This window comes from Nesterenkonia aerolata (genome assembly GCF_031470965.1).
GTDB lineage: Bacteria > Actinomycetota > Actinomycetes > Actinomycetales > Micrococcaceae > Nesterenkonia > Nesterenkonia aerolata.
The window spans coordinates 79,851-100,705 of record NZ_JAVKGR010000007.1 but is presented as its reverse complement, the minus strand read 5'-3'; the positions used below and the strand labels follow the sequence as shown (position 1 = coordinate 100,705).

The window sequence follows — 20,855 nt, the reverse complement described above, 5'->3', positions numbered from 1 at the left end:
ATCCCGGTGATCTGGTGCTGAGGGTCTTCATCATGCAGTAGCGTCATCCTGCCGTCCCGGTCATCCCGCGGCACCCAGCAGAGGCAGCAGCTGCACCGATCCGCCGGCCAGCACGGCACCGACCAGCGGCCCGACGATGGGCACCCAGGAGTAGGCCCAATCGCTGGAGCCCTTCTTGCCGATGGGAAGCAGCGCGTGCGCGATGCGCGGGCCGAGGTCACGGGCGGGGTTGATCGCGTAGCCGGTGGGTCCACCCAGTGAGGCACCGATCGCCACCACGATCAGGGCGACGGCCAGCGGACCCAATTCATGCGGGGTCTCACCGAACATGAGCACCAGCAGAACCAGCACATAGGTACCGATCGCCTCGGTGACGGTGTTCCATCCGTAGGCACGCTTCTCCGGGCCGGTGGAGAAGACCCCCAGGATGGCGCCGGGGTCCTGCTCGTCGTCGAAATGCTTCTTATAGGCCAGCCAGGCACACACCGCGCCGAGGAACGCGCCGATGAGCTGCGCGGCGAAGTAGGCGAGCATATGCGGCACGGTGACCGCGATGCCCGGGGCGAACTCCTCGGCACCGGAGCTCAGCAGCCCCAGGGTGACCGCCGGGTTGATATGGGCCCCGGAGGCATAGGCGACGTAGACACCGGCGAAGACGCCGAGCCCCCAGCCGAAGTTGACCAGCAGCCAACCCCCGGCATGGCCTTTGGTGCCAGTCAGCACCACATTGGCCACCACACCGGCGCCGAGCAGGACCAGTGTGGCCGTGCCCATGATCTCGAAGAGAAAGATCGTTCCCATCAGCGGAGCTCCTCCCTGTCAGTGACTCAGCTCACGCCCGAGCAGGTTACCCAACAGTACGCGCTCTGGCGAGCATCAGGCCACCATGCCGTGCGGGTCGATCACGTACTTCGTCGCCGCCCCCTGATCGAACTCCGCATAGCCGCGCGGCGCCTCGTCCAGGGTGATGGTCTGCGCATTGACCGCCTTCGCGATCTGCGCCCGGTCATGCAGGATCATGTTCATCAGCTGCCGGTTGTACCGCTTCACCGGGCACTGACCAGTGGTGAGCCGGTGGGACTTCGCCCAGCCGAGCCCCAGGCGCACGCCGAGGGTCCCCTCCTTCGCGGCGTCATCGACCGCACCGGGATCGCCGGTGACATAGAGGCCGGGGATCCCGATACCGGCGGCCGCGCGGGCCACCGTCATACAGTCGTTGAGCACAGTGGCCGGGGCCTCATCCGCCCCCTCACCGTGACCGCGGGCCTCGAACCCGACAGCGTCGACGGCGGCGTCGACCTCCCGCTCCCCCACGACGGCCTCGATCTTATCGGCCAGCGCCCCCTCAGCGGTGAGGTCGATCCCCACACAGCCGAAGCTCTCCGCCTGAGCCAGGCGGCCGGGAAGCATATCGCCGACCATCACGACGGCGGCACCGAGCAGCTGGGCGGCGTGGGCAGCAGCCAGGCCCACCGGGCCCGCACCTGCGACGTAGACCGTTGACCCCGTGGTCACTCCCGCCGTGAAGGCGCCGTGGTATCCGGTGGGGAAGATGTCCGAGAGCATCGTCAGGTCCAAGATCTTCTCCAGGGCCTGGTCCCGGTCCGGGAACTTCAGCAGGTTGAAGTCGGCGTAGGGGATCATCACATACTCAGCCTGCCCGCCGAGCCATCCGCCCATGTCCACGTAGCCGTAGGCGGCTCCGGCCCGGGCCGGGTTGACGTGCAGGCAGACCCCGGTATGCCCCTCGTCGCACATCCGGCACCGCCCGCAGGCGATGTTGAACGGGACCGAGCAGATGTCACCTTCGCGGACGAACTGGACGTCCTCACCGACCTCGACCACCTCACCGGTGATCTCATGCCCCAGCGTCTGCCCCACCGGCGCAGTGGTGCGGCCTCGGACCATGTGCTGATCGGAGCCGCAGATATTGGTCGTGACGAGCTTGAGGATCGCGGCATGGGGAGCTTTCCGGGAGATGCCGAAGTGCTGGGCGACCTCCTGGGGGGTCTCCAGCCGGGGGTAGTCGATCGATTCGACGGCGACCTCTCCGGGCCCTTGGTAGACGACGACGCGGTTCGAGGCAGACATGGTCACGCTCCATTTCCTCAGCAGCCTGGCGATGTGTGATGAATCACATCCTGACTCCAGTGTCCCGCAGAACCTGTGGTGACGGGAAGAGGGAGGGCGGCGCGGACGGAAGTTTAGGACTCCTGAGCTCTCGGGCAGCCGAGCACGCGGTTCGTTGAGCGCCCGGCCTGCTTGAGCACCCGACCCGCTGAGTTCTCGGTCCATACAGGTCCGTACAGGTCCGTACAGAAGGGCACCGGGTAGCGTGGGGCGATGAGCACTTCTCACGCAGAGGCTGCGGCCGACGCGCCGATCCCCGTCTTCGACGGCCATAACGACCTCCCCTGGCACCTGCGGGAGACCCACGGTTCTGCTGTGACAGGCCTTCACGACGAGGCGATCTCTCCGTTCACCACGATCCCGCAGATCCGACGCGGCGGCCTGGCCGCGCAGTTCTGGTCGGTGTACGTACACAGCTCGATCACCGGACCCGAGGCGGTGAAGGCGACGCTGGAGCAGATCGATCTGGTGCACCGCCTCATCGAGACCTACCCGGAGGATCTCGCCTGGGCGCTGACCGCCGATGAGGTCCGGCGCACCGCCTCGGAGGGGCGGGTGGCCTCGCTGCTGGGAGTAGAGGGAGGTCAGCAGATCGACGGATCCCTGGCCGCACTGCGGATGTATGCACGTCTGGGCGTGCGGTATATGACGCTGACTTGGTCGACCACGCATTCCTGGGCGGATTCGGCCACTGATGTGCGGGTCCACGGCGGGCTCACGGAGTTCGGCCGCGAGGTGATCCGGGAGATGAACCGGCTGGGGATGATCGTGGACCTCTCTCATGTCTCGGAGGAGGTCATGCACCAGGCGCTGGAGCTGAGCACGCTGCCGGTGCTGTTCTCACACTCCTGCGCACGGTCGATCACCGATCATCCGCGCAATATCCCCGACGAGGTCTTGGACCGGCTTCCGAGCAACGGTGGCGTGGCGATGGCGACGTTCGTGCCCGGGTTCGTCAGCACTCGAGAGGATGCTGAGGGCGCCGCGGAGGCGACCGTGGAGGATGTAGCCGACCACCTCGACCACATGCGGGAGCGTGTGGGCGTGGACCACATCGGCCTCGGCGGCGATCTCTGCGGTACCCCCACATTGCCCACCGGGCTGGGATCGGCGGCGGACTATCCCCGGCTGTTCTCCGTGCTGTCCGGCAGGGGGTGGTCACGGGAAGACCTGCACAAGCTGGGATTCGAAAACGCCGCACGGGTGCTGGAAGCCAACGACCCGGCCTACCTCAGCTCCCGTTGAGGGCGCCCCCGCGCCGAGGGAGCAAACCTGGCCGCGCCACCCGGCGTGTCACGGCAAATTTCTCTCCCTCGAGACTCCCCGCTCCGGGACCCTGCCTCGAGGGAGCAAAGTTGGTGACGACACGCCGAAATCCGGGGCGAGATTCTCTCCCTCGCTGGGGGTGGGGAGGGTGCGTGCGAGGCGGCACCTGAGTGACCAGAGAAGCGTGATCGAACCCGTGTTCTGACAGCTTCCTCACAGAATCCACTCATCGAACATCTGTTCGACTCACTACCGGGATGACTTGCAGAGTCCATAGAATACGTGTTCTAATCGTGGTGCGCGATGGGAAGCGCGACCCGCGCAGAAGCCCTCCTCACTGCTTCTGCGCGGGTCTCCCATTTAACCGGTCGATCAGCATCAGGTGCCGATCAGGGCCTCGACGATCGGCACATCAGCGGGGATCCATGGATACCTCAGCGCGCGCTCATCCAGCCGCACCCATTCGACGCGGTCATGGTCCTGCAGCGGCTGCGGTGCCGACGAGCCTCCGCTCAGCCGGCCCAGGAACAGCCGCATCACGGCCTTCTCGCTGAGCCGCCAGCCCCACCCCGGCTCATATTCCGGCGCAGTCTGCGACATCACCTCATCGCCGAGTTCGACCTCGACGCCGAGCTCCTCCGCCAACTCCCGTGCCGCGCCGGCACGGGGATCTTCCCCCGGCTCGAGCTTCCCACCGGGGAACTCCCACAACCCCGCCAGCTTCTCCGGGGCGCTGCGCCGGGCAATGAGAAGCTCCTGACCTTCAGCCCCCTCACCGCGCAGGATCGCCGCGGCCACCACCGTCTGCGGGGCATCCACCTCACCGGTCACGGGTCCTCCTCAGCTCACCGGGCGACTCTGCTCCACCCCGATTCTCCCTCATCCCCTATCGGCCCCCGCCGACGCGCGCCGACGAAGCGATGCCAGACCCTGAACGACGAGCACCTCAGGGTCAGCCCGGTGCCCGGCGTGCAGGCGCGCATAGAGCGGGGCGACGTCGGCATCGATGGGAGCGGCTCGTTCATCGCTGAGCATCGGCGCCGTGGCCGCACTGCCGATCACGAAGTTCGAGGCCGTATAGGCACTACCCAGCGGGTCGACCGCGCCCTCCTTCTCCAAGAGGACGCACATCCGCTCGGAGAACCGCAGGTAGTGGGGGCCGCGCGGAGCACGACGGACCAGGATCTGCGGCGCCCAGCGGTGACGGACCAGGTGACGGTACAGCGCCAGCATCAGATCCTCGAACACACCGGACTCCTGGGCCCCGACCCCTCGCACCCGGGAGTCACGGACGTCGGCGTCGAGCGCTCGCTGCACCTCAGCATCCTCACCCAGCGCGGCATCCAAGGCGAGATCGAAGAGGTCTTCCACAGATTCCACCCGCGAGTAGAGGCTCGCTGGTGCCACTGCGATCTGCGCGGCGACGGCGCGCACAGTCAGCACCCCGAGGCCCCCCTCATCGAGCAGCCGCACGGACGCGCGGGCCACCTCCCCGATGTCCACGGCACGGGCCCTGCGCACTGGCCGGACGCGCTCCCAGTAGCTCATGCAGCGATCCTAAACTATCCGAACTGTGTTAGCTTAACACTGTGATCCGTTCCTCTGCCCTCCCTCTCCATGACGACCGCTTCACGCTGCGCAGACTCACCGCCGAGGACGCTGCAGCCTTCGCCCACGGCGCTTCTGACCCCCAGGTCCAGGCCTTCGCCCATCTGCCGCGCACCGACTACACCGCCGCAACAGTCCGAGAGATGATCGACGAGCAGGTCACCCCCTCGCTCGCGCGCGGCGACCTCGCCGTCCTGGCCGTGGCGGACCGCGAGACCGATGAGCTGATCGGCAGCCTGGTGCTCTTCGACGTCACCGTGGACTCCGCCGAAGTGGGCTTCTGGGTCAGCCCCGCACACCGGGGCACGGGGGCGGCCTCTGCTGCACTGCATCTGGGCATGCGGCTGGCCCGGCTCAGCGGGCTTCACCGGCTCTCGGCACGGACCGTGCCTGATAACCCGAGCTCGCAGAAGGTACTGATCCGGACCGGGTTCACCGAGACCGGACGCGGCCGCGAGGTTCTTCCCTCGAACCGCGAGGCAGAGGTCATCCGGTGGATCCGCGAGATCGCCCCCTGCCCGCAGGTCCCGCTGGCCACGTCACGGCTGCTCCTGCGACTGCACACCGGCACCGATGCAGAACCGCTCCGGGCGATCTATGCGCAGCCTGACGTCGCGAAGTATCTCTTAGACGACCCGTGGGACACCTCCGCGGCACAGCGTCACCTCAGCGAACGGATCAACCAGACCGATCTGCGTGCCGATGGGGCGCTGGCCCTGGTCATCACCCACCAGGGGACCGTCATCGGCGATGTCATGCTCTGGTCCCGCGAGGCGCAGCACCGACTGGGCGAGATCGGGTGGGTGCTGGACCCGGCCTTCGGCGGTGCCGGCCTGGCCTCAGAGGCGGTGGAGGCCGTTCTTCGTCTGGCTTTCGATCATTACCACCTCCACCGAGTGGCCGCGCAGATGGATGCCCGCAACACCGCCTCTGCCCGGCTCGCCGAGCGGGTCGGTCTGCGCCGTGAGGCTCACCTGCGGCAGGACTGGTGGAATAAGGGCGAGTGGACCGATACGCTCATCTACGCCCGGCTCCGGCACGAAGCCGATGACCAGCGCAGTCATGAACAGCACCCCGAGGCGTGACGAGCCGCCGATGCTCCTTCTAGACTCCTGGCTATGAGCACTCTGTCTCTGAACTCCGGCCACACCATCCCGCAGATCGGCTACGGCACCTACGCCACCGAGGACACCGCGGCGTCGGTCGCCCAAGCCCTCAAGCTCGGCTACCGCCACCTGGACACCGCCCAGATGTATGAGAACGAGGCCGCCGTCGGTGAGGGCATCCGCCGTTCGGGACTGGATCGGTCGGAGGTGTTCATCACCACGAAGCTGAACAACGGCAACCATCTGCGTGAGGACGCACTGGCCAGCTTCGAGGCCTCTCTCCAGGCGCTGGGCACTGAATATGTCGATCTCTTCCTCATCCACTGGCCAGTACCGACGCTCTACGACGGTGACTTCGTCTCCACCTGGAGGACGATGCAGCAGATCGCCGACTCCGGGCGGGCCAAGACCATCGGTGTCTCCAACTTCACCGCGGAGCACATCGATCGACTCATCACTGAGACCGGCGTCGTCCCGGCGGTGAACCAGATCGAAGTGCACCCCTACTTCCCCAATGACGCAGTGCGTGGCTACTGCCGTGAGCACGGCATCGTCGTCGAGGCGTGGTCACCGCTGGGCCGCGGTGACGAATTCGCCGACCCGACCGTGCGCGAGGTCGCCCAGCAGCTCGATGTCTCAGAAGCCCAAGTCATCCTGCGCTGGCACCTGCAGCGCGGTGATGTGGTCATCCCGAAGTCCAGCACTGAGGAACGGATGCGCGCCAACCTGGATCTGCACAGCTTCCTGCTCTCCGAGGAGCAGATGGCGGCGATCAGCGAACTCGACCGTGGGGAGGCCGGACGGCGCGGAGGTCACCCCGACACGTTCACCGGCTGATCGCCTGCACCGCCTGCCCCACTGCACCGCCTGACCCACTGGTCCCGGGGGCTGATTCGGTCCCGGGAACTGACTCGACCCCGGGGCTCGATTCACCCCAGCTTCCCGGCGGCCGACTCAGCAGCGCTGACCACGGTGCCGGAGCGCACCAGTGCGACGGCGGCCTCAATCTCCGGAGAGAGGTACCTGTCCTCACCCACAGCGGGGATGACGTCACGGACTGCGCCTATCACCGCGGAGGTGGCCGGGGCACTGCACAACGGCCGCCGCAGGTCCAGCGCACGGGCGGCGATGAGCACTTCGATGGCCACCACCCGGGTCAGCGCATCGACTCCGCGGCGCAGCTTCCGGCCCGCCGCCCAGCCCATCGAGACGTGGTCCTCCTGCATCGCCGAGGAGGGGATGGAGTCCACTGAGGCCGGGGCCGCCAGGCGCTTGAGCTCGGAGACCATCGACGCCTGGGTGTACTGGGCGATCATGAAACCGGAATCCAGCCCCGGATCGTCACCGAGGAAGGCCGGCAGACCGTGGGAGCGGGCCGGATCCAGCATCCTGTCCGTGCGCCGCTCCCCGATGGAGGCCAGGTCCGCCGTCGCGATCGCGAGGAAATCGAGCACGTACCCCACCGGGGCACCGTGGAAATTACCGTTGGACTCGATGCGCCCGTCATCGAGGACCACCGGGTTGTCCACAGCGGCGGCGAGTTCGACCTCAGCTACGCGCTGAGCATGGGCCAGCGTGTCACGCACCGCCCCCGCCACCTGAGGGGCGCAGCGCAACGAATAGGCGTCCTGGACGATGGAGCAGTCCTCACCACGGTGGCTGGCCACGATCTCCGAATCGGCCAACAGTGCACGGAGGTTCGCCGCCGAGATGCTTTGCCCGTGATGGGCCCGGACAGCTTGGACCTCCTCGGCGAAGACCCGGTCAGTGCCCAGCAGCGCTTCGATGCTCATCGCCGTGGCCACCTCAGCAGTGCGGACCAGCCCGGCGAGATCCACAAGGCTCAGCGCCAGCATCCCCAGCATCCCGTCAGTACCGTTGATCAGCGCCAACCCCTCTTTGGCGGCGAGCGCATACCGGGGCTCCATCTGCAGTTGGGTGAAGGCCTCATCGGCTCCGAGGAGTCGCCCTTCGGCGCTGCGCACCTGCCCCTCTCCGATGACGGCGAGCGCACAGTGGGCCAACGGCGCCAAGTCACCCGAGCAGCCCAGAGACCCGTATTCATAGACCACCGGAGTGAACCCGTGGTTGAGCAGGGCCGCGTAGCGCTGGGCGGTGGAGAGCCGCACTCCAGTCCGCCCGGTGGTGAAGGTCTGCAGCCGCAGCAGCATCATCGCGCGCACCACCTCCGCCTCGACCTCCGTGCCGGTGCCCGCCGCATGGGAACGGACCAGTGCCAGCTGCAGGGCGTCACGGGATTCGGCGTCGATAAGGGTGTGCGCCAGGGCGCCGAAACCTGTGGATACCCCGTAGATCGCCCGCTCTGAACCGGCATGGTCCTCCACGACGGTCCGGGCATGCTGGATACGCTGCTGCGCCGAGGCGCTGATCTCCACTGCTGCACCCTCACGGGCGACGGCGGAGACCTCCTCCACTGTCAGCGGACGATCACCGAGGATGACCGGATCCTGCTCTGCCCCTGATGGTGCGCCCATAAGCCCGCGTCTCCTTTATTCCGTCCAATGGTGAGCACATGCCGCTGTGCGGCATATCACCAGGCACTCTTCCACAGAGGGCTCCGAAGGACAACGCCTCCCCCGGCGCCTCAGAACGAGACGTCAGGCGCCGAGCACACGCTCCAAGTACGGGTTGCTGAACGCTCGCGCGGGGTCCAGACGTTCCCGCAGGTCCAGTGCGTCATCGAAGCGCGGGTAGAGCCGGCGCAGCGCGGCGGCGTCGAGAGTGTGCAGCTTTCCCCAGTGCGGGCGCGCCTGGAAGTCCGCGAGAACGTCAGAGACCGCGGCGAAATACTGCTCATACTGTTGACCGATGTGCTGATGCGCGGCGATGTAGAGGCTTTCGCGCCCTGCCGAAGTGGACAGCCAGGCCGAGTCCGCCGCCGCGACACGGACCTCCAGCGGGAATGAGGAAGCCCACCCCTGTTCCCGGAAGAGGCTCCGGAGCCTGCCCATGACCTCAGCAGTGTGCTCCACCGGCACGGCCTGTTCAGTCTCGGTGAACCGCACCCGGCGTGAGGTCGCGAAGATCTCATGAGAGGCACGCACCTCGTCGCGGCCGCCCCACACCGCAGTGCATAGACGGTTGATCTGCGGCACTGCACGCGGCACCGCCTGGCCCGCCCGGCAGAGGGCGGCGAAGCCGGCATTGCTGAGCAGTTCGTCCTCCACTGTCCGGCGCAGCGGCGAACGCGGTGTGCGTTCCCGCTCCCCCGGCGCCACCCGATGCGAGGTCTTGGTCAGCACCTGATCACTGTGCCCGAACCAGTAGAACTCAAGGTGATCGACCTGTTGGACCCGCTGCCGCCACTCGGAGACGACGGTGTCGAAGGGTTCGAGCCGCTCGATGATGTGCAGATCGAAGGCCTCGACGCACTGCAGCGTGACCTCCAGGATGATCCCGAAGGCCCCGAGCCCCACGCGCAGAGCATCCAGCAGCTCCGGGTCGGAGCCGTCGACGTCGAGCAGCTCACCGGTACCGGTGAGCATCCGCATCCCTATCACCTGTGAGGAGATCGAGGCGTAGGCGAATCCGGTGCCGTGGGTCCCCGTGGAGACCGCACCGGCGATGGTCTGCCGGTCGATGTCGCCCAGGTTCTCCATGGCCAGCCCGTAGGGCTCCAGCAGACCGGGGATCTGCCACAGCGGGGTACCGGCACGCAGCCGGACACGACGGGCGGCGACGTCGACGTCGATGATCCCGGTCAGCCGGTGCAGATCCACCTGCACCTGCGGGGCGACGGCGATGCCGGTGAAGCTGTGCCCGGAGCCGATGACCTTGACCCGCTCACCGGACTGCAGTGCGGCGCGCACCTGCCGGACCAGTGCGGCCTCAGTATGCGGGGTGATCACCCGGTGCGGCCGGGCGCTCTCCAGCCGCGACCAGTTCCGCCATATCGGTGTGCTGTTCATGCGCTGCTCCTCACAGAAAGACCATCCCCTCGCCACGGTAGGTGGGGGCTGATCCCACGATGGCCTCTCCGCGGATCAGGTGCAGCTCATCGACGTGTTCGCACAGCTCCCCGGCTTTGGTGTGCCGCCACCAGGTCAGCTCACCGATCTGCGGCACCTGTGACGTGCAGCGCAGCGGAGTCTGCACCTCCCCGGCGGCCTCTGCCGGCAGCAGGCGCATACCTGCCGGCCAGACGGGTGAGGGCTGCCGGTCCGCGCCGGTGGGCCCCGAGGCGATCCACCCGCCGCCGTGGACGGTGACGATATCGGCGGCGGGACGGCGCACCACCCGCAGCGCGAAGGCCGCGGCCGGCCGCGGAGCGAATCCGCGGTACCCGTCGAACAGGTGAGGGCCGTAGAGCCCGGAGCCGGCGGCAAGCTCAGTGCACTCGCCTCCGGCATCAGTGCTCTCCAAAGACCCGGTGCCGCCGCCGTTGACGAACTCAAGCTCGGCGTGGCGCCGCACGGCCTCCACCACCTCGCGGCGTCGGCTCCGCAACTCGCGGACGGAGACGTGCTTCATCCCGCGCACCGCGAGATCACCTAACCGTGCGGGGAGGCTGCTGCGCCGGTCGTCGACGACGCCGGCGACCTGCGCCTCGTAACCCATCAGACCCACCAGCCGGAAGCCGGGCCGTGCTGCGATGTGCTCGGCCGCACGTGCGGCCTGCTCCGGGGTCCGCACCGGAGAACGGCGCGCACCGAGGACCAGCGGCCCCACTCGCAGACTGCAGTCGAGATCCAGACAGACCCTGATCTCGGTCCGCGAAGACGGCGGGACGAGTTCGTCGATGAGGTCCAGCTGAGCGGGCGAGTCGATCATCAGGGTGATCTGCGACGCCAGCTCCGGATCAGCGCACAGCTGGGCCAGGGCCCCGCGTTCGGCACACGGATATCCGAGGACGACGTCGTCGCTGGTGCCGGTGCGGACCAGCCATATGGCCTCGGCCAGGGTGAAGGCCAGCACGCCGGAGAACCCTGGGCGGTCCAGGACGGATCGGAGCAGCTGGCGGGACCGCACGGACTTACTGGCCACGCGGATCGGGGTGCCGCCGGCACGGCGGAGGAGGTCTTCGGCGTTGGCATCGAAGGCGTCGAGGTCTACAGCGGCCAGTGGGGCGTCCAGGCCGTCGACGGCGCGGCTGAACGCCTCCCACGGCGGGGGCCAGGCAGTGTCAGTGCTCACCTGGCTGAGTCTACGCTCAGATCGGCGCCGCGTACCCGGCCAGCTGCCGGACCTCGGCGGGCAGGTGAGCGGCGAGGTCCACTTCGTTGAATGCTCGGGTCACGGCATCGTCTTCTGCCTCTGGTGTCATGTGCGTTCTTCCCCTGAGCCGTGTGCTGCTCGGGGGATGCGCCAGCCGAAGCTCAGCGCCAGCAGCCGCAGGGTCAGCACCACCGCCACGATGCCGGTACCGGTCAGGGCCCCGAACACCCCGAGCTCGAGCACCAGAGTGGTCAGCGCGGCACCGAGCAGTGCCGGGGCGGCGTAGACGCCTTCGGGGTTGACGATCTGCGGGACCTCATTGGCGACGACGTCGCGCAGCGTACCCCCTCCCACTGCGGTGGTCACGCCCATCAGGATACAGGCCACCGGGTTGAGGCCGACGTCGTGGGCGATGGTGGCACCCATGACGCAGAACAGCGACAGACCGAGGGCGTCGAAGACCAGCAGGGTGCGGCGCAGCCGAGTCTCCCGGATGAGGGTGAGGTAGACGGCGAGCACTGCGATGAGCACCGGGAGCAGGTAGAGCGGGGTGTCGAAGGCGTTGGGCACCCCGGAGTCGAGGACCAGGTCACGGATCACTCCCCCGCCGAGGCCGGCGAGCCCGGCCAGCAGCAGGGAGCCGACGAGGTCGAAGCCTTTGCGCACGGCGAGCAGGGCACCGGAGACGGCGAAGGCGAAGGTGCCGACGAGCTCCAGGATGAGGATGATGTCGACCTGCGGCAGGCCAGTGAGGAGCGCCGTCATCACCGGCGGGGTGTCAGCCGGACGCCGGGCAGCTGCGGGGCCGGCAGGGGGTCTGCCGTGCCCGGCGGGAACTCACCGAACTGCAGGGATGAGGGATCTTGCACGGAATCGGAGTCTGCTGAGGCGGTGGTGCCAGCAGCATCGGCTCCGGTCTCGAAGCCCATCTCGGCCTGATAGGTCGCGCGGTAGGCGGCGATCTCCTCGTGGCTGCGGCCGACGAAGTTCCACCACATGACGATCTGCTCATCAAGCGGCTGACCTCCGAAGAGCAGTGCCAGCAGCGGCTGCTCATCAGTATGATCACCAGCGTGGTTGCCGGGGTCGTCACTGGTGTGGCCACCGGGGTCGTCACTGAGCGCGGCGGCGGCGCGGATGCGCAGTCGCTGACGCCCGGCGTCGACGACGCCGAGGTGGTCGGCCTCCAGCCGTTGGCCTTCGAAGTCGGCGGCTCCTTCGACGACGAGCAGCCCGTGTTCGTGTCCGGCGGGCACTTCGATCTCCAGAGAGGCACCCGGGGCTAGGCGCAGTTCGGCGCCGGTGAGCGGGATATACGAGTGGATCTGGGAGCGGCTGCCCAGCAGATCACCGACGAACACCCGGGCCTGCCAGCCCTCGCCCTCCACCGGCTCCGGGCGGTGGACATCGAGATGCGGGGCGATGAACCGGTGCTCGTCGGGCAAAGCGTACCAGAACTGGGCCCCGTGGAGAGTGGTCACCTCCGGGGAGGAGTATTCGGAGTGGGTGATGCCGCGCCCGGCGTTCATGAACACCGCGTCACCGGGGCGGAAAGTGGCCCAGTTTCGGGCGGAATCCAGGTGGTCGATGCGCCCGGAGAACAGCCAGGAGACCGTGGCCAGGCCGGTATGCGGATGACGTGGCACGGCCATGCCGCCGGTCTCGGCGACGTCGTCGGGACCGTAGAGATCGAGGAAGCACCAGGCACCGACCAGTGACCTAGTCCGTTGCGGCAACGTGCGACGGACCTGCATGGCCCGCGGCCCGCCGAGCGGGACATCGCGGGGTTCGAGGACTTCCACACCGCCGGCGCCGTGGGTGATGCCCGGGCTGAGGCCCTCGCGCGTGTAGGGGCGGTTCTCGCAGAGGTGTTCCTGCGGATTGCGTTCGGTGTTGCTCATCCCGGCCTGGCCTCCTGCTCGTCGGTGCCTGAACAACTCTAGACGCCGCGCCTCTAGCGTGCCTCTAGACGCCGTGCCTCTAAACTGTGCGCCATGACTGAGCTGCTCGGCACCGACCGGATGGCGAACTACGGGCTGGCCCACGGGGCGATGCTCGTGGTCACCGTGCTGTCCTGTGTGGTCAGTCTCTGGTGGCTGCGGCGGTTGCGTGCCCGCGGCGGGCCGGCGGCCGTGCATCGGGTGATGCGCACCGCCGGGTGGGTCTTCCTCATAATGACACTGCTGTGGGCCGGGTGGCGTCTGCTTCCCGAGAATTTCTCGGTGTCCTCGTCACTGCCTCTGCAGTTCTCGGATGCGCTGCGGTTCATCGTCGCGATCGCCTTGATCTGGCGGGTGCGCTGGGCGGTGGCGGTGAGCTTCTATTGGGGGCTGACGCTGAACCTGCAGTCTCTGATCACTCCGGATCTGACCTACGGTCCGTTTCCGTGGCTGAGCTTCTCGGCGTTCTGGGTGCTGCACATCGTGGTGTTCGCCGTTCCGGTGCTCTTCCTCTTCGTTGACGGGTACCGGCCCACCTGGCCGGATTTCTCCGTGACCTACCTGATCACTCTGGGGTGGGCCGCCGTGGCGATGACGGTCAATGCGCTGACGGATACGAACTACGGCTACCTCAACGGTGCTCCGGAGTCTGCGTCCATACTCGATGTGCTGGGGCCGTGGCCGCTGTATATCGTCTCAGTGGCTGTGTTGGTGGCGGCGGTGTGGGCGCTGATGACCTGGCCGTTCACCTCTCAGCATCGGTATCGACGTCGGCGTCGGCATCTGCTTCAAGGGGGAAGAACCGGCGCAGCGCGGAGATGAAGACCTCCGGCTTCTCCGAATGGACCCAGTGCCCGGCACCCTTGACGGTGACCAGGTGGGTCCGGGGGAAGAGCCGGCGCATCGTAGGCTCGGCGTCTTCGGTGATGTAGTCGGAGTTCTCTCCGGCGACCCAGAGGACCTGACCGTCGAAGGTCACGCCGTCTTCAGCTCCGCGCCGGCCTTGGCTGAGCTGCTTGTCCGCGGGGAATCCGCCGATGGCGTCGAGGTCCCGGTGGAGCATCGTCAGATGAGCCCGCCAGTGGAAGCCTTCGTCTGTGCTGCGCAGGTTCTGCAGCAGGAATCCGCGCACTGTGGGGTTCGGGATCGGCGCGGCCAGTGTCTCGTCAGCATCTTTGCGGCGCGTGATCGTGTTCAGGTCCAGTTCGGCCAAAGCGCCGAGCAGGTGGCTGAACTCCCCGGTGGAGCCGCCGGAGACCGGAGAGATGTCGACGACGACGAGCCGGTCCACCAGTTCCGGATGCCTCAGGGCCAGCACCATGGCGACTTTGCCGCCCATCGAGTGCCCGACTACGTGGACCGGGGATTCGGCCGCAGGCCCGGCACGCAGCTTCTCGGCGACGAGATCTGCGATCTGCACATAGTCGAAGTTCTCGGTCCAGTCCGAGGCGCCGTGGTCCGGCAGATCGACCAAGACGGAACGCAGCTCAGGCAGCAGGGACTTCGCGATCTGCGAGAAGTTCCGGCCTTGGCCGAAGAGCCCGTGCAGGAAGACCACTGTGGCCTGTGGCTCAGCGGATTCGTCGGAGACCTCTGTGGTGTGGAGGGTGAAGGTGTCGAAATCGGTCACCGAGTCACCCTATCGAGAACCTGCGCCCAGGCCCTAGGGTCAGGACTAGGGCCTGAACAAGATGAGGGTCGGAGCAAAGGGGCGCACGATCCTCCGAACGGGTCATCCATCACCGCAGGGAATCACCGGGAATCACAGGGAATCACAGGGAATGAGGAGTGTTCACATGGCATTGCTGCAGGGACATAAGGCGCTGGTCACCGGCGGGACGATGGGCATCGGCCGCGGTATCGCCAAGACTCTCACCAGACATGGGGCCGAGGTCATCGTCACCGGTGTCACCGAGGAGGAGTGTCAGCAGGCCCGGGCGGAGGGGCTTCGAGCGCTGACCTTGGATGTCCGGGATGCGGCCGCCTGCCGTGAGGTCATCGAAGAGGTCACCGCTGAGCTGGGCGGACTGGACGTGCTGGCCTCGAATGCGGGGATCTACCCGCAGGTGCGGATCGAGGACGCCGCTGACACCGACATCGAGTCGATCTTCTCCGTCAACGTCCACGGCACGGTGCATAGTGTGCAGGCCGCAGTTCCGGCGCTGCGTGCATCCGGACGGGGCCGCATCGTGCTGACCAGTTCGATCACCGGGAACTACACCGGGTTCCCGGCGTGGTCGCTCTATGGTGCGACAAAAGCCGCGCAGATGGGTTTCGCCCGCTCGGCGGCGATCGAGTTGGCGCCCTCGCGGATCACCGTCAACGCGGTGCTGCCGGGCAATATCGTCACCCCGGGTCTTGAGGAGATGGGGCAGACCTATCTGGAGCAGATGGCGCGCAGCGTGCCCCTGGGCTACCTGGGTGAGCCCGAAGACATCGGTGAGACGGTGGCCTTCCTCGCCTCGGACGGGGCCCGGTACATCACCGGTCAGGGAATCGTCGTCGATGGTGGGCAGATTCTTCCCGAGACCCCGGAGGCGCTCGACGAGATGTGAGGGCCGGGATTGTGACGTGCGGGATGTGCGATGTCAGAGCTCCCCGATAGGCTCGTCTGCGTCAGACTGACGTATCCGATGTAGGGGTGTCTCATGAGCATCAACTTCCGCAACCTCGTCCTGCGTACCGTTCCGGGCGCGATGATCCTCAACTCCGGCATCGGGAAGCTGGGTATGCCGCGGGAGCAGGCGGAGGCGCTGCAGGCCATGGCGGTCAAGGGTGTGCCGGCCTTCGAGAAGCTGAGCGCTGAGCAGTTCGGCAAGTTCCTCAGCTACGGTGAGGTCGCCGTCGGCGCGGCCCTGTTGACTCCGCTGGTGCCCAACCGCGTTGCCGGTGCTGCCCTGGCGGCGTTCTCCGGGCCTCTGCTGTCGATGTACTTCAACACCCCAGAGATGACGGAAGAAGACGGCATCCGGCCTTCGCAGGAGGGCACCGCGATCGCTAAGGACAGCTGGTTGGCCGCGATCGCGCTGGCGCTGCTCATCGGCGAGGACCGCAAGGACGACTGACTCTGGGTAGACTCACAGATAGGCCTCTGACCTGGGGAAACTCTGTGATACGCCGGGAGGGCATATGGGCGAGACCAAGCAGCCGCAGGACCTGATGCAGATGCTGGAGGAGATCGGCACCTGCATGCTCACCACCGTCGACGCTGAGGGCCGGCTGGCCTCCCGGCCGATGGGGGTCGCGCATATTGATGAGGACCACCGGCGGTGGTTCTTCAGCCGTGTCGAATCCGAGAAGGTCGACGACGTCGTCGGCGAGGGTCAGGTGAACCTGGCCTTCGTCGATGACAAGACCTGGGTGTCAGTGGCGGGCTCTGCCGTGGCGCGCACTGACGAGGCGACGAAGGCGCAGCTGTGGGACCTGGGCGCGAAGGCCTACTTCGCGGACGGTCCGGAGGACCCTGATGTCGCGTTGATCGAGGTACGGCCTGAGTCCGCACAGTACTGGGAGGGACCGGGCGGTGCGGTGGCTCTGGTGAAGATGGCCACAGCCTCACTGGCCAATAAGTGGGGCAAGGACTCCCCCTCGATGGGTGATCAGGGGCGGGTTGATCTCTGACGGCGGGCACGCCACCAGCGGCGGACGTCGGTGGATTCCAGCGCCCAGAGGATGAGCACCGGCTGGAAGAACAGCCGCGCCAATCGGGCGCGGTCGCTCTCCAGCCCGAAGGCATCTGTGCCCTCCACGTATTGGGCGAAGTTTCCCGGGAAGATGACCACGAAGAAGCCCGCTGTGGCCAGGCCGATGACTGGGCGTATGGCGCTGGGGCTGAGGATCAGACTGCCACCCAGGCCGATTTCGATCACGCCGGAGCCCAGGACCACCAGGTCATGGTCCACCGGCATCCAGTCCGGCACCTGGGCCTGGAACTCTTCGCGATGCGAGGTCAGGTGGGCGATCCCGGCGCCGACCAGGGCACTGCCGAGCAGGACTCGTGAGGCGCCGCGGGCCATGCGGATCAGCCGGGAGCCGGTGCCAGGTGATGTACGGGCGCTCATCGTGCCGAACCTGCCGTATCAGGTGAGGTTGACTGCCCGGTGGTGGCTCTGCGGCGCATCGGAGTGTGCGGGATTCCGTCTTCCAGGAATTCTGGGCCATCGGGCTCGAAGCCCAACCGGGCGTACCAATGTGTCAGGTGGGACTGTGCATCGAGTACGCAGTCCTGCTCCCCCACCTGGGCCAGGGCGGCGCGCATCAGCTCTGCCGCCAGCCCTGCGCCGCGGTGCTCCTGGGCTACGGCAACTCGCCCGATCCGCACAGAGTCCGGGTCCTTCAGGACCCGCAAACAGCCCACAGGTGTACCGTGGCGCTCCACCCACAGGTGAGAGGCATCCGATTCCATATCTCTGCCGTCCATATCCATGTACGGGCAGTCCTGCTCCACGATGAAGATCCGGGCACGCAGCTGCCAGAGCTGGTAGGCGACTCGTGGATCGAGATCCGCGAATGCTGCCGAGCGGATACGGGAGGCGTGGAGAGTCTGAGACATGAGAGCCAGTCTGGCACGCAGGTCAGCGATCGAGATAGGCCATGTGCACCTCACCATAGCGGTCGCCGGCGACGCCGATTCATTCACCATGCCCGTGTGGAGTCCTTTTCCCAGCGGGCTGACCGGCACGAAGCTGATGCCGAACGCGGAGACCTCAAGACCTTAGCCGAGTGTTCTGGCGTGCATAGGTCCTCTCGTTCCAAAGCGCTCCTTCACCTCACACGCAAGTGAGAGCGTGGTCCTGATGAACCAACACGGAAGACTAGCAGTCGTCGACATCCTCAAAGTCCAGCAAGAGAGCACAGATGGACATCCTCACACTGCCCCTCGTCGATTTTCGTTGGAGAGTCATCGAGTCAACCTGAGCCTTGCAAAGCAGGATGCAACTATGCATAACACCTGGTCGCCTGCGGTCTAGACGAACCTCAGGGCGCATCTGGGGCGCACACGGTCGGATCAGCCGTCGGGCGTGGCTGACGCCCGGACCTTCAGACGCATCCCGACCTCGAGAGAAGCAAACTCGATCGGTCGCCAGTAAGAGAGATCGTCGAGCATCTGCTCAAGGTCGGCTCGCAGTTCCTCGGCGCTGTGACCGGAAGGAGCGATCTGATGGCTTGCGGTCCACGCATCGACCAGACCTGCATCATCGAGGTAGACCTCGCACATCGCGTACTCGTGACTCCCGTCGTGTTCCACGAAGACGGACAGGTAGTGCCAGGTACTCATGCGGCGACTTCCTTGGTCAGCGGCGTGACGGGTGCGTCGATCTTCGTCATCAGCGGTGCCAGACCCTTCTTGGACAGATGCTCATACCGGTCCAGCGTAATCGAGGGGCAGACCTGGCCCATCGCCTGCGAGACGCACAAGAGGTCAGCATCTGCCTCTGACAATGAGATACGGCGAACGTGCGCCTCAGGCCGTGGACGGTCGGCCGCAGGTTCTTATCATCACGGTCCGCGTGTGCGCGAACGACAGCCCGTGTGAGGGCGTGGTTCGGGTACTGCTTGCCGATCGGCGCGCTTCTTCCGCGGAGACGGGAACATCCAGTCCGCCTTCGGGCGGTCGCCTGCCTGAGCGACGAGCAGCGGCAACGGGTATCGCCGGGACGAGGAGCTGCCGATGGGAGGCCCTGATCTTCATCATGTCGGTGCCGGCCCCGCTCTTCTTCACCGCGAGGGGCGTGTGGCACACCGGTCACCGCCAAGCTGAACTCAACACATTCAGCTCGATGGACGCGCGGTGCTGCACGCACACCCTGACCTCGGTCTACTTGTTAGCAGGAGTCGCCGACACTAGACTGTTCGAAGCAACCGCAAGTACCTTGCGTTTACTACAGATAGGGACCCTGTCATGTCCGCAGCCGAAACCCTCGCCCCGTCGACCCATTCCGCTGACGACGAGCAGCAGCTCCGCCGAGTCTACGACATGCTTACCGCCGAGGAGTCACTGTCCCCGCGACCCCGGCACTACCTGGTGGGCGGAGTAGAAGATGACCCCGTCGAGATCCCGCAGGAGGTCTACGAGGCGCTGCTGCGCGTCGTGGACGCGATGCGCAAGGGCCTGTCTGTGACGGTCTCGCCGACCTCGCAGACGCTAACCACGCAGCAGGCCGCCGATCTCCTGGGCATCAGCCGTCCCACGCTCATCAAGGCCCTCGACGAGGGGCAGCTGCCCTACACCCGCTCGGGCACGCACCGCCGGATCGCCCTGACTGACGTGCTCGACTACCGCGAGCGGCGGCGACAGGCGCAGTACGCAGCCATCGATGCGCTGTCCTTCGACGTCGACGAGACCAGAGACATCGAAGAGACCCTGACCAACCTGCGCCGAGCCCGCAAGGCCGTGGCTGAGAAGCGCCGGGCCGCGAGGACAACCTGAAATAGACTGGGGCGGTGTTCTCCGCCGTCCTCGACACCAGCGTGCTCTGGCCCAGCCTACAGCGCGACTTCCTGCTGTCACTGGCCGCAGAGAGGACCTACTCCCCCAAGTGGAGCACCGCGATCCTCGACGAGCTCGTCTTCCACGAGGCCGAGAAGCTCGTCGGGCGCGGATCACCCGCCGGCGAAGCGAAGCAGTCCGCCGAGCGCCTCATCGACCAGATGTCGAGCGCCTTCGACGACGCCCTGGTCACCGATTGGGAGCCGCTGGAAGGCACCTATGGGCTGCCAGACCCCGATGACGAGCACGTCCTCGCGACCGCGGTCATGTGCAGCGCCGAGGTGATCGTCACCGAGAACCTCAAGGACTTCCCCGAGTCGAAACTGCCCTCACCGATCCGGGTAATCCCGGCACGGGACTTCGTCTACGACACCGTCCGCGCGCATCTGACGCAGTCATGCAGAGCGGTGATCGCGATCTGCGACCGCAGCGGACGCCAGGGCCCAAAGCTCACCACGGCCGACCTCCTGACCATCCTGGAGGAGCGCTACGGGATGACCAGGACCACGGAGCTGCTGTCGACAGCGCCGGGGCTGCGAGACGCGCTGCCCTGAGCCCGCATCGGGGGATCTCTGGCCTAGGGAATGCACTCGTGCCGGTGTTCCACTACGCCCGCGACCTCAGGTCTTCCAGCCGCCGCTGCGCCGGACTGCAACTCACAGCGACACTGCTTCAGTGAGCCTCGAGACGGAGACCGGGCGCTTGAGCAGCTGGGCAGGAAACACGTCGATGCCATCGCACCCGAACAGCACACGCGTCTCCTCGAGTAGACCGGATGCACGCATCAGGAGGTTCCCCTCGGCAGGGTCCATCTCAACGAGGATGTCGATGTCCGATCCGGCAGACGCTGTGCCGCGAGCGACGGGCCCGAACAACTTAGGGTTGGTTGCGCCGAACTGATCGAGGAGCACCTGGAACTCATCACGACGTGCGGCGAGAAGCTCGCGCAGGGCGAGCGTCTCGGGCGTGATGACGGACTCAGACATACTTCCAGGGTACCGGCCCCGGCAGCACCTCGATATGGCGTCCTAGACGTTAAACCGGAACTAAGCCAGTTCTCAATCAAGCACCAGCACATCCCCGGAAACACAGGTGACACACGCTCTCGCGGTAGAGTTTGACCCAAGCACTTTGACCCAA

At 66.6% G+C, this 20,855-nt stretch carries 24 protein-coding genes; 9 read left to right on the top strand and 15 right to left on the bottom strand.

Annotated elements, in window-relative coordinates; all coding sequences use genetic code 11:
• Nucleotides 1-60: 60 nt before the first annotated feature.
• Nucleotides 61-801 (bottom strand): MIP/aquaporin family protein, encoded by a 741-nt coding sequence (locus RIL96_RS07675; RefSeq protein ID WP_310548434.1) that lies wholly within the window; start codon nucleotides 799-801, stop codon nucleotides 61-63.
• A gap of 75 nt (nucleotides 802-876) precedes the next feature.
• Nucleotides 877-2,091, bottom strand: a complete 1,215-nt coding sequence (gene fdhA, locus RIL96_RS07670; RefSeq protein WP_310548433.1) for a formaldehyde dehydrogenase, glutathione-independent — start codon at nucleotides 2,089-2,091, stop codon at nucleotides 877-879.
• A gap of 252 nt (nucleotides 2,092-2,343) precedes the next feature.
• Here fdhA and RIL96_RS07665 point away from each other — a divergent pair, with 252 nt between their 5' ends.
• Nucleotides 2,344-3,375: a dipeptidase gene (locus RIL96_RS07665; protein WP_310548432.1), complete on the top strand. Its 1,032-nt coding sequence runs from the start codon at nucleotides 2,344-2,346 to the stop codon at nucleotides 3,373-3,375.
• Nucleotides 3,376-3,774: 399 nt separating this feature from the next.
• On the opposite strand, the gene RIL96_RS07660 is transcribed toward RIL96_RS07665, so the two are convergent.
• Nucleotides 3,775-4,227, bottom strand: coding sequence for a (deoxy)nucleoside triphosphate pyrophosphohydrolase (locus RIL96_RS07660; RefSeq protein ID WP_310548431.1), 453 nt, complete (start codon nucleotides 4,225-4,227; stop codon nucleotides 3,775-3,777).
• Nucleotides 4,228-4,275: 48 nt separating this feature from the next.
• Nucleotides 4,276-4,944 carry a TetR/AcrR family transcriptional regulator gene (locus RIL96_RS07655; protein ID WP_310548430.1) on the bottom strand — a complete coding sequence of 223 codons (669 nt, stop codon included), beginning with the start codon at nucleotides 4,942-4,944 and terminating at the stop codon, nucleotides 4,276-4,278.
• A 41-nt stretch (nucleotides 4,945-4,985) separates the two neighbouring features.
• On the opposite strand from RIL96_RS07655, the gene RIL96_RS07650 reads away from it, so the two are divergent.
• Nucleotides 4,986-6,089: a GNAT family N-acetyltransferase gene (locus tag RIL96_RS07650; protein WP_310548429.1), complete on the top strand. Its 1,104-nt coding sequence runs from the start codon at nucleotides 4,986-4,988 to the stop codon at nucleotides 6,087-6,089.
• 33 nt (nucleotides 6,090-6,122) lie between these two features.
• Complete coding sequence (locus tag RIL96_RS07645; RefSeq protein WP_310548428.1) at nucleotides 6,123-6,947, top strand: aldo/keto reductase; 825 nt, start codon at nucleotides 6,123-6,125, stop codon at nucleotides 6,945-6,947.
• Nucleotides 6,948-7,039: 92 nt separating this feature from the next.
• On the opposite strand, the gene hutH is transcribed toward RIL96_RS07645, so the two are convergent.
• The 5 genes from hutH to RIL96_RS07620 all read right to left on the bottom strand — a co-directional run bounded on the left by hutH (nucleotide 7,040) and on the right by RIL96_RS07620 (nucleotide 13,186).
• Nucleotides 7,040-8,605: a histidine ammonia-lyase gene (hutH, locus tag RIL96_RS07640; protein WP_310548427.1), complete on the bottom strand. Its 1,566-nt coding sequence runs from the start codon at nucleotides 8,603-8,605 to the stop codon at nucleotides 7,040-7,042.
• 123 nt (nucleotides 8,606-8,728) lie between these two features.
• Complete coding sequence (locus RIL96_RS07635) at nucleotides 8,729-10,039, bottom strand: D-arabinono-1,4-lactone oxidase (RefSeq protein WP_310548426.1); 1,311 nt, start codon at nucleotides 10,037-10,039, stop codon at nucleotides 8,729-8,731.
• Between the two features lie 10 nt (nucleotides 10,040-10,049).
• Nucleotides 10,050-11,264: an amino acid deaminase/aldolase gene (locus tag RIL96_RS07630; protein ID WP_310548425.1), complete on the bottom strand. Its 1,215-nt coding sequence runs from the start codon at nucleotides 11,262-11,264 to the stop codon at nucleotides 10,050-10,052.
• A gap of 126 nt (nucleotides 11,265-11,390) precedes the next feature.
• Nucleotides 11,391-12,050 carry a trimeric intracellular cation channel family protein gene (locus tag RIL96_RS07625; RefSeq protein WP_310548424.1) on the bottom strand — a complete coding sequence of 220 codons (660 nt, stop codon included), beginning with the start codon at nucleotides 12,048-12,050 and terminating at the stop codon, nucleotides 11,391-11,393.
• A complete protein-coding gene (locus RIL96_RS07620; protein ID WP_310548423.1) occupies nucleotides 12,050-13,186 on the bottom strand; it encodes a pirin family protein in 1,137 nt (378 codons plus the stop codon). The genes RIL96_RS07625 and RIL96_RS07620 overlap by 1 nt, the downstream gene beginning before the upstream one ends.
• Nucleotides 13,187-13,279: 93 nt before the next feature.
• Between RIL96_RS07620 and RIL96_RS07615 the strand changes: the two genes are divergently transcribed.
• A complete protein-coding gene (locus RIL96_RS07615; protein ID WP_310548422.1) occupies nucleotides 13,280-14,047 on the top strand; it encodes a YwaF family protein in 768 nt (255 codons plus the stop codon).
• On the opposite strand, the gene RIL96_RS07610 is transcribed toward RIL96_RS07615, so the two are convergent.
• Nucleotides 13,971-14,855, bottom strand: a complete 885-nt coding sequence (locus RIL96_RS07610; RefSeq protein WP_310548421.1) for an alpha/beta fold hydrolase — start codon at nucleotides 14,853-14,855, stop codon at nucleotides 13,971-13,973. The two genes, RIL96_RS07615 and RIL96_RS07610, sit on opposite strands and share 77 nt — an antisense overlap.
• A 166-nt stretch (nucleotides 14,856-15,021) precedes the next feature.
• Between RIL96_RS07610 and fabG the strand changes: the two genes are divergently transcribed.
• The 3 genes from fabG to RIL96_RS07595 all read left to right on the top strand — a co-directional run bounded on the left by fabG (nucleotide 15,022) and on the right by RIL96_RS07595 (nucleotide 16,846).
• Nucleotides 15,022-15,780 carry a 3-oxoacyl-ACP reductase FabG gene (gene fabG / locus RIL96_RS07605; protein WP_310548420.1) on the top strand — a complete coding sequence of 253 codons (759 nt, stop codon included), beginning with the start codon at nucleotides 15,022-15,024 and terminating at the stop codon, nucleotides 15,778-15,780.
• Nucleotides 15,781-15,873: 93 nt separating this feature from the next.
• Nucleotides 15,874-16,290: a hypothetical protein gene (locus RIL96_RS07600; protein WP_310548419.1), complete on the top strand. Its 417-nt coding sequence runs from the start codon at nucleotides 15,874-15,876 to the stop codon at nucleotides 16,288-16,290.
• Nucleotides 16,291-16,354: 64 nt separating this feature from the next.
• Entirely contained in the window at nucleotides 16,355-16,846 is a 492-nt protein-coding gene (locus tag RIL96_RS07595; RefSeq protein WP_310548418.1) for a pyridoxamine 5'-phosphate oxidase family protein, read from the top strand.
• On the opposite strand, the gene RIL96_RS07590 is transcribed toward RIL96_RS07595, so the two are convergent.
• The 4 genes from RIL96_RS07590 to RIL96_RS07575 all read right to left on the bottom strand — a co-directional run bounded on the left by RIL96_RS07590 (nucleotide 16,825) and on the right by RIL96_RS07575 (nucleotide 18,643).
• Nucleotides 16,825-17,286: a DoxX family protein gene (locus RIL96_RS07590; RefSeq protein ID WP_310548417.1), complete on the bottom strand. Its 462-nt coding sequence runs from the start codon at nucleotides 17,284-17,286 to the stop codon at nucleotides 16,825-16,827. The genes RIL96_RS07595 and RIL96_RS07590 overlap by 22 nt on opposite strands.
• Nucleotides 17,283-17,777: a GNAT family N-acetyltransferase gene (locus tag RIL96_RS07585; protein ID WP_310548416.1), complete on the bottom strand. Its 495-nt coding sequence runs from the start codon at nucleotides 17,775-17,777 to the stop codon at nucleotides 17,283-17,285. Before RIL96_RS07585 ends, RIL96_RS07590 begins: the two co-directional genes overlap by 4 nt.
• A 456-nt stretch (nucleotides 17,778-18,233) precedes the next feature.
• Nucleotides 18,234-18,503, bottom strand: coding sequence for a hypothetical protein (locus RIL96_RS07580; RefSeq protein WP_310548415.1), 270 nt, complete (start codon nucleotides 18,501-18,503; stop codon nucleotides 18,234-18,236).
• A complete protein-coding gene (locus tag RIL96_RS07575; RefSeq protein ID WP_310548414.1) occupies nucleotides 18,500-18,643 on the bottom strand; it encodes a hypothetical protein in 144 nt (47 codons plus the stop codon). Before RIL96_RS07575 ends, RIL96_RS07580 begins: the two co-directional genes overlap by 4 nt.
• Nucleotides 18,644-19,127: 484 nt before the next feature.
• Here RIL96_RS07575 and RIL96_RS07570 point away from each other — a divergent pair, with 484 nt between their 5' ends.
• Together RIL96_RS07570 and RIL96_RS07565 are read left to right on the top strand one after the other, a co-directional pair.
• On the top strand, nucleotides 19,128-19,655 hold the full coding sequence (locus tag RIL96_RS07570) for a helix-turn-helix domain-containing protein (protein ID WP_310548413.1): 528 nt from the start codon (nucleotides 19,128-19,130) through the stop codon (nucleotides 19,653-19,655).
• A 14-nt stretch (nucleotides 19,656-19,669) separates the two neighbouring features.
• Nucleotides 19,670-20,269: a PIN domain-containing protein gene (locus RIL96_RS07565; RefSeq protein WP_310548412.1), complete on the top strand. Its 600-nt coding sequence runs from the start codon at nucleotides 19,670-19,672 to the stop codon at nucleotides 20,267-20,269.
• A gap of 102 nt (nucleotides 20,270-20,371) precedes the next feature.
• On the opposite strand, the gene RIL96_RS07560 is transcribed toward RIL96_RS07565, so the two are convergent.
• Complete coding sequence (locus RIL96_RS07560; RefSeq protein ID WP_310548411.1) at nucleotides 20,372-20,701, bottom strand: nucleotidyltransferase family protein; 330 nt, start codon at nucleotides 20,699-20,701, stop codon at nucleotides 20,372-20,374.
• Between the last annotated feature and the right edge of the window lie 154 nt (nucleotides 20,702-20,855).